This is a genomic window from Cobetia sp. 29-18-1 (genome assembly GCF_029846405.1).
Classification (GTDB): domain Bacteria; phylum Pseudomonadota; class Gammaproteobacteria; order Pseudomonadales; family Halomonadaceae; genus Cobetia; species Cobetia amphilecti.
This window is the reverse complement of sequence record NZ_JARWKS010000040.1, coordinates 1-7,868: the sequence shown is the minus strand read 5'-3', so window position 1 is coordinate 7,868 and position 7,868 is coordinate 1. Positions and strand designations below refer to the sequence as shown.

The 7,868-nt window shown below is 59.5% G+C and carries 4 protein-coding genes and 1 pseudogene; 1 reads left to right on the top strand and 4 read right to left on the bottom strand.

What is annotated here, in order from left to right; all coding sequences use genetic code 11:
* Positions 1-686 precede the first annotated feature (686 nt).
* The 4 genes from QD208_RS17475 to QD208_RS17460 form a co-directional block, all read right to left on the bottom strand.
* A complete protein-coding gene (locus tag QD208_RS17475) occupies positions 687-1,205 on the bottom strand; it encodes a flavin reductase family protein (protein ID WP_279837675.1) in 519 nt (172 codons plus the stop codon).
* Positions 1,206-1,487: 282 nt separating this feature from the next.
* The gene (locus tag QD208_RS17470) at positions 1,488-2,522 is read right to left on the bottom strand and encodes a methionine synthase (RefSeq protein ID WP_279837673.1); all 1,035 of its coding nucleotides are present in this window, start codon (positions 2,520-2,522) and stop codon (positions 1,488-1,490) included.
* Between the two features lie 97 nt (positions 2,523-2,619).
* Positions 2,620-3,609, bottom strand: a complete 990-nt coding sequence (locus tag QD208_RS17465) for a DUF1852 domain-containing protein (protein ID WP_279837672.1) — start codon at positions 3,607-3,609, stop codon at positions 2,620-2,622.
* Positions 3,610-4,139: 530 nt separating this feature from the next.
* Positions 4,140-6,191: a sigma-54-dependent Fis family transcriptional regulator gene (locus QD208_RS17460; RefSeq protein ID WP_279837671.1), complete on the bottom strand. Its 2,052-nt coding sequence runs from the start codon at positions 6,189-6,191 to the stop codon at positions 4,140-4,142.
* Between the two features lie 420 nt (positions 6,192-6,611).
* Here QD208_RS17460 and QD208_RS17455 point away from each other — a divergent pair.
* A pseudogene (locus QD208_RS17455) lies at positions 6,612-7,814 on the top strand (NAD(P)/FAD-dependent oxidoreductase); the annotation flags it as partial.
* Between the last annotated feature and the right edge of the window lie 54 nt (positions 7,815-7,868).

The window sequence follows — 7,868 nt, the reverse complement described above, 5'->3', positions numbered from 1 at the left end:
TAGTGGCACGATCGGTGATGCTGAGTTCTGAGTATGACATGAGCGCAATACCTTACAGGGAAACTCAGGTGTTGCACTCAGAATCTGCAGCCAAGAGGTTATAGGTTTGTGTTGGCATTAAATTATTTGCCTCCAAAACTTGCTGGTTGCTGATACGGTGTCTACATCGTGTCGATGCCGTATGTACAGTGATGGTGTTCGCCTGACACATGCCCCCGTGGGCTCCCTATAGTTAAGCAGTGTTTGCCGCCGCTTTCCTGAGCTCTTTCTTCGGTGACTTGGGAAGTCCTTTCTTGAACGCGGTATATGGGGGCATCCCCTTTATGTTGCGTTCATAGTGGGGGCGTTTAGCGTTGTAACTGACGAAGCAGTCATCCAGGTCTTTCGGCATCTCCTCCAGGGCTCGTACCACTTGGTACGGTCCTGGATGCGAAAGTACTCGTCCAGTGAAGTGACCCCTCCAGAGCTGCACAGACTATAGTGCAGCGATCAGGTACACCACGGGTACACACACCAGCTTCGTGTGCTATCCTCAACTTTCGCTAACCTACTGATTCAAAAGAACTGTACCTTTCGCTTCATTACGGTTGCTTTTCCTTGTGTATCAGTAGCTTATTTTTTTAAAAGCCAACTCACAATCCCCTGGTCTGATCCTGAAGGTTTCAGCCGACCAGTATCCTCCAGTCTTATTTTTCACCCCCAGCCAAGCCCCCGTACTTCCCCTTGAAATACAACAATGGCCGCGTCGTCCCTGCAACATCCAAGTTCAGTCCCTTCACTTCCCCGATCACGATCAGGTGATCACCTGCAGGGTGCTCTGCGTGAATCTTGCAGTCGAGCCAGTGCAGGCTGTCATTGATCACCGGGTTGCCGAGGGGGGAGAGCTGCCAGTCGATGCTTTGCCATTTGTCTGCGCCACGCCTGGCGAACTGGTTGGAGACGTGGCTCTGCTCGCTGGAGAGAATGTTCACGGCGAAGCGCGCTGCCTGGCGGATCTTCGGGTAGCTGAACGAGCTTGCCTTGACGCTGAAGGAGACCAGCGGCGGGTTCATCGAGACGCTGTAGAACGACTGGCAGGTGAAGCCGATCGGCTCGTCGTCGACCTGGGTGGTGATGATTGTGATGCCGGAGGCGAAGTGGCCGAGGGCTTCACGGAAACTGGTGGAGTCGATAGTGGTAGTAGTGTTGGTGTCGGAGAGTGACATGGCAGGTCCTGCAAGATTAGGGAGGTGGTAATTGTCAGCCGTGGGGGAGGGGCTGCAACGAGAGCGCGGAATTGGGCGCTGGGGTGACAAGGGTGACAAGAGTGAGAGTGATGAAAAAATGGCCGTCGTGAATTCTTCACGATGGCCATTTTTGTTTGCGGCGGTATCAGCCGCAGGGGCTTCCACTCTCGAGCACTTTCGTCGGGCCAACTCGGTTTAGAACTAGCCTGGCGCTATCTTTCAGTGCTGTGCCCTAGCCCGTGCTCTGTCTCGGTCAAGCGATCAGCGCTGCGCTTCGAGTTCCTTGCGCACGATGGCAGCGCCAGCGCTGAGTGCCTGCAGCTTGCCGCGGGCGACTTCACGGGAGAGCGGGGCCATGCCGCAGTTGGTGCAGGGGTAGAGCTTGTCGGCATCCACGAACTGCAGCGCCTTACGCAGGGTCTCGGCGATTTCTTCCGGCGTCTCGATGGTGTTGTTGGCGACGTCGATGGCGCCAACCATCACCTTCTTGCCACGAATCAGCTCGATCAGCTCCATCGGTACGTGGGAGTTGTGGCATTCCAGCGAGACGATATCGATGTTGGATTGCTGAAGCTTGGGGAAGGCTTCTTCGTACTGACGCCATTCGGAGCCCAGGGTGTTCTTCCAGTCGGTGTTGGCCTTGATGCCATAGCCGTAACAGATGTGGATGGCGGTCTCGCACTTGAGGCCTTCGATCGCACGCTCCAGCGTGGCGATGCCCCATTCATTCACTTCATCGAAGAACACGTTGAAGGCCGGTTCATCGAACTGGATGATGTCGACGCCTGCCGCTTCAAGCTCCTTGGCTTCCTCGTTGAGGATCTTGGCGAATTCCCACGCCAGTTTCTCGCGGCTCTTGTAATGGCCATCGAAGAGGGTGTCGACCATGGTCATCGGGCCAGGCAGTGCCCACTTGATCGGTTGATCAGTCTGCGAGCGCAGGAACTTGGCATCTTCGACGAACACCGGCTTCTGGCGCGAGACCGGACCGACCACGGACGGCACGCTGGCCTCGTAGCGATCCCGGATCTTGACGGTTTCGCGCTTCTCGAAATCCACGCCATTCAGGTGTTCGATGAAGGTGGTGACGAAATGCTGACGCGATTGCTCGCCATCGCTGACGATGTCGATCCCGGCGTGTTGCTGCTCCTGCAGCGAGACGCGCAGGGCATCCTGCTTGCCTGCGATCAGTGCCTCACCTTCGAGCTTCCAGGGGGACCAGAGGACCTCCGGTTCGGCGAGCCAGGACGGTTTCGGCAGGCTGCCAGCGGTAGAGGTCGGGAGTAATCTCGTCATGATGAATAACCTTGTCCTTGGAATGATTCAGATAGCGAATGTCGTTCGTCGATCAGCGCGCGCTGTTTGCGGATCAGTGAGCTGACCGATGAGGGATTTATTGGTTGGCGGACCAGTTGGCCGACCACTGCTCGAGCAGGCTCTGGTAGGGCTTGATGAAGCTCTCTTCCACGAACTTGCCCTGCTCGACGGCGAGCTGGCTGCGCTCTTCACGGTCGTACACGATGCGCGTCAGTGAATGGTCCTGCTGCTTCAGGCTCGCCTGATAGGATTTGCCGGCCACGGAGTTGGCGTTGTAGACCTCGGGACGATAGATCTTCTGGAAGGTATCCATGGTGCTGATGGTGCTGATCAGTTCCAGATTGCTGTAATCGTTGAGCAGGTCGCCGGTGTGGTAGAAGGCCAGCGGCGCAACGCTGCCTGGCGGCATGAAGTAACGCACCTTCAGGCCCATCTTGCTGAAGTAGGCATCGGTCAGGGAATCGTCGTCCTGGCGATATTCAACCCCGAGGATCGGGTGCACGTTCTCGGTCTGTTGGTAGGTCTTGGTGGTGGAGACGCTGATGCAGATGACCGGCGGCTTCTTGAAGCATTCCTTGTAAGTGGGAGAACCCACAAAGGCCTGGAACAGGTTGCCGTGCAGCTCACCGAACTGCTCCGGCACGCTGAAGGACTCCTTGCCCTTGTTGTGCTCCAGCAGGCGCACGCTGAAGTCATAATCGCGTACGTAGGACGAGAAGTTGTTGCCGGTCACGCCGTCAATGCGCTGATTCGTCTGGTGGTCGACGATGGTGGTCTGCAGGATCTCGATGATCGGCAGAGCATTGTCGGAGCGCGCGGCATCGAGATTCAGCTCGACGGAGATGATGTCCAGCTCGACGGAGTAACGGTCGCCCTTGGGGTTGTCCCAGTTGGCCAGCGCATTGAATCGGTTGTTGATCATGTTCAGCGTGCTGCGCAGGTTCTGCTGACGGCTTTCACCACGCGCCAAGTTGGCGAAGTTGGTGGTAAGGCGGGTGTTTTCCGCCGGAACGTAGTTCTCGTCAAACCGCAGACTGTTGATGCTGAAACCGAATTCGTTGCTCATGGCGTTCACCCTGATCCTGAGAGAGAAAATTCACTGTGTCGTCGACATCTTCCCGTGATCTTTCAGGCGTCTCGTGAGCGGGTTGCTCTCTGTGAGAACGCATCCATGCCGGGAGAGGCACGCTGTTCGCCATCACGTTCCGTGTGCTGGCTGTGAAGTGCAGCGTCATGGGAAGTCTTCATCAACGATCTGATGCAGGTGAGTATCTAGTGCCTGGCTCCATGAGACAAACTGGATTTTTTAATTTTCAAGTTGAGTAAGATTCATGATGAGGGTGGGCGTCATTCCTGATGCTGTGAAAGCAGGCGAAACGAGCGGGGAGTGGCATGCTCAACAAGGGCGCAATGTGAGCCGTAAGGAAGCTGAAGCGAGTAGAGGATCAAGGAGAAAGGAGAGGACAGCATACGGGCTGGCCCGAACATCTGCTCGGGCCGGCTTGCGTGGCAACCCCCTACAACTTCAGAGCACGACATGCTCATGCTTATGCACTCTTCATGCTCTTCACACTCGGCCATGAAGATGCAGCTGGTTCATGAGGCGAGCGGCTGATGATTAGGGGCCACCAGGCCGTGGCGGCGCATGCGGCGGTAGATGGTGGGGCGTGATACGCCGAGTTGACGGGCGACCTGGCTGACGTTCCAATCCGTGTGGCGTAACAGCTCGAGAAGTTCGCTGGCGTCCGCATCAGTCTCCGCATCAGCTCCTGCAGATGCGAACGCTGGAGAGGCCGGGTTCGAGTAAGCGCTGGATGCGAAGGGGGAGGCAGCGGCAAGCGGACTGGCAGACCCGCGGGCGCTGCCGGTGTGGGTCTGGCAGACCTCCGGCAGATCATCCAGGGTGATTTCATCGCCTTCCGCGGTGGCCATCGCGAAGGCAATCGCATTGCGCAGTTGGCGTATGTTGCCCGGCCAGTGATGACTCAACAGTGCACTGATGGCATCGGCGCGCAGGTGGAGTGTCTGGTCGCGTTCGGCTTGAAGCTCCGCATGCAGCTGGCGAATGAGGTAGTGGCGGTCGGCGCGCTCACGCAGTGCGGGCAGCAGGAGCTCGGCGCCGTTGAGTCGGTAGTAGAGGTCTTCGCGGAATTGCCCGCTGGCGATCAGCTCCGTGACATCACGATGCGTGGCAGTGATGACGCGAATATCCACCTTGATGGGCGTCTCGGCCCCCAGTGGCGACACCTCCCGTTCGGCGAGTACGCGCAGCAGGCGCGACTGGAGCGGCAGCGGCATGTCACCGATCTCATCCAGAAACAGCGTGCCGCCGTCGGCCTGTTGGATCAGGCCGCGCATGCCCTTGGGCCTTCCTCCCGTGAAGGCACCCGGCAGATAGCCAAAGAGCTCACTTTCAATCAGCGATTCCGGAATGGCCGCGCAGTTCACCGCCACGAAGGGCGCCTTGGCGCGTGGCCCGCTGTCATGCAGGGCTCGCGCCAACACTTCCTTACCGGTTCCCGTCTCGCCACGAATCAGGATGCTCACGTTTTCATGGCGCATGCGGCGCGCCAGCTTGAGCAGCCGATGCATGGAAGGGTCATCTCCCGCGAGCTGGTCCAGTTCGGGCACCGGGTCATCCTGCTGACTGACAGTGGGGAGGGCCCGCACCGGATAACCGCGTGGCTCGATCAGCGTCACGAAGACGATGGCGTCGTCCGCCCGCAGACGGAAGGCGCGAATCTGATCCAGGCTGGCGTGCGGAATGCTCAACAGCTCATTGAGCTCCCCATCGAACAGCTGCGTGACGGCGGGCAGGGTGGAGACCGTCCACGGTGGCCAGCGCGCCAGATGTGCATCGATCAGGCGTCGGCCTTCGTGGTTGGCGGCGATCACCTTGCCATCTTCCTGAATGGCAAACAGGCCACGACCATTCAGGTGCACGAATTCCCGCGCCGTGTCGAAGCGCAGGATCAGGCAATCCCGATAGCGATGCAGGAAGTACGCATCCTCGATCATGCGGGCATGCAGGGTGACCAGGGAGAGCGCAAAGGTCTGGCTCTCCTGCGGGCGGGGTGACTTCAGCGCCGAGATGTCGAGGGCGGCGATCACACGTCCCTGGGGATCGGTGATGGGCGCCGCCGTACAGGTCAGGTCGATGTGGGTGGCATCGAAGTGCTCACGCTGGTGGCAGGTGACGGCTGCGCCATCGTGCAGACAGGTGCCCGCCGCCGAGGTGCCGGCATAGCGCTCGTTCCAGTCCGAGCCGAGGTAGAGACCGGCACGTCGCAGCTCACTCAACTGATCACGCTGACCGCGAAAATCCACCGCGATGCCGCGTTGATCGGTGAGGATCAGCGCATAGCCATGTTGTGCGATCTGACTATAGAGCCGCTCCACCCCGGCACGCGCCACGTGCAGCAGCTCATCCGCTGATTCCTGATGATCGCGCAGCGCCTGCTGGGTGAGAACGCGGACCGGGCGAGGGCGGCTGGGGTCGAGCTGATATTCCTCCAGACAACGCTGCCACGAGCGACGGATGACGTCGCGCTGCGTCTCGGGGGAGGCGTCGCGGCCTTCGCCCAGCTGCATCAGGGTCTGGATATGCTGCCGTTTGTCGGGCTGCATCGTGTCGAGTTGGCGGGTCATGGCTGCCTCGGCGCTGGCCGTCTCGGGACGGCTCTTTTGATAGTGGCTATGGCTCTCGTGCAAGTGGCGATGGCGCTTGTGAAAGTGGCAATCGTGGTTGTCACAACAGCGGCATGGCAAAAGCGGCGTGTGCTCCTTCAAGCGTATGCGGTGTGGCGGGAGCGTCAATCACCCTGTCCTGCATCCTTGGTCGGGGCGTTACAGGTGTAACGCCCCGTGTCAGGCGTACGGCGTACAGTTGTCACAAGAAAGGTGGAGAGCCCAGCGAGGCGAGGAGGTTGGTGACGCGGTAGTGGCGAATTTTTGTCATTCACGACAAGTGCTTACGAGCTTTGTCAGTCGTGCATGACGAAGCTGGCATGCTTGATGCCTTGGATGGAAGGCGTGACTACAACATCCAACAACACGCGGAGAGACGCCATGACCGCACGCACGCCAACTCAGATCGCTCAGCAATGGCTCGATGATTTCGAGTCCTCCCTGACTCAGCGCGATATCGCCCGGGTTCTCTCGTTGTTTGGCGAGGAATGCTACTGGCGCGATTTGATCGCCTTCACCTGGAATCTCAAGACGTCGGAGGGCAAGGATGAGATCCAGTCGATGCTCGCGGCGACCCTCGAGCATGTCGCTCCCTCTCGCTGGCAACTGGATGGTGAGGCCAGTGAGGCTGGCGGCATCGTCGAAGCCTGGTTCACCTTCGAGACCGCCGATGCACGCGGCAAGGGCTTGTTGCGCCTGAAGGAAGGGCGCTGCTGGACGCTGTTGACCGCCATGCGCGAACTCAAGGAATTTCCCGAGCCGCTGGGCATGCAGCGCCCCAAGGGCGCCGAGCATGGTGCCAACAAGCAGCGTGAGACCTGGCTTGAGTCACGCCAGCGTGAAGAAGCCGAGCTGGGCTACGAGCGCCAGCCGTATTGCGTGATCATCGGTGGCGGTCAGGGCGGCATCGGGTTGGCCGCGCGGCTCAGACAGATGGATGTGCCAACCATCGTGATCGACAAGAATCCGCGTGCGGGCGATGCCTGGCGCAATCGCTACAAGTCCCTGTGTCTGCACGATCCGGTGTGGTACGACCACATGCCCTACATCCCCTTCCCGGCAAACTGGCCGGTGTTCGCGCCCAAGGACAAGGTCGCGGACTGGCTGGAGATGTACACCAAGATCATGGAGCTCAATTACTGGAGCTCCACGGCCTGTGAGAGTGCGCACTTCGATGAGGCGAGCGGCGAGTGGGTGGTCGAGGTGGTACGCGACGGCAAGCCCGTGACCTTGCGGCCCAAGCAACTGGTGCTGGCCACGGGCATGTCGGGCATGCCCAATGTGCCGCACTTTCCGGGGGCCGAAACCTTCGAAGGTGAGCAGCAACACTCCAGCCAGCACCCGGGGCCGGATGCCTATCGTGGCAAGAAGGTGGTCGTGGTGGGCGCCAACAATTCCGCTCACGATATCTGTGCCGCGCTGTGGGAGCACGACGCGGATGTGACCATGCTGCAGCGCTCCTCCACGCATGTGGTGAAGTCCAACTCGCTGATGGAAGAGGCGCTGGGGCCGCTCTACTCCGAGCAGGCAGTGCAGAACGGCATCGATCACCACAAGGCGGACCTGATCTTTGCCTCGATCCCCTGAAGTGGACCCCAGAATTCGGACCAGGCGCTAAGCTCTGATCATACCGACCAG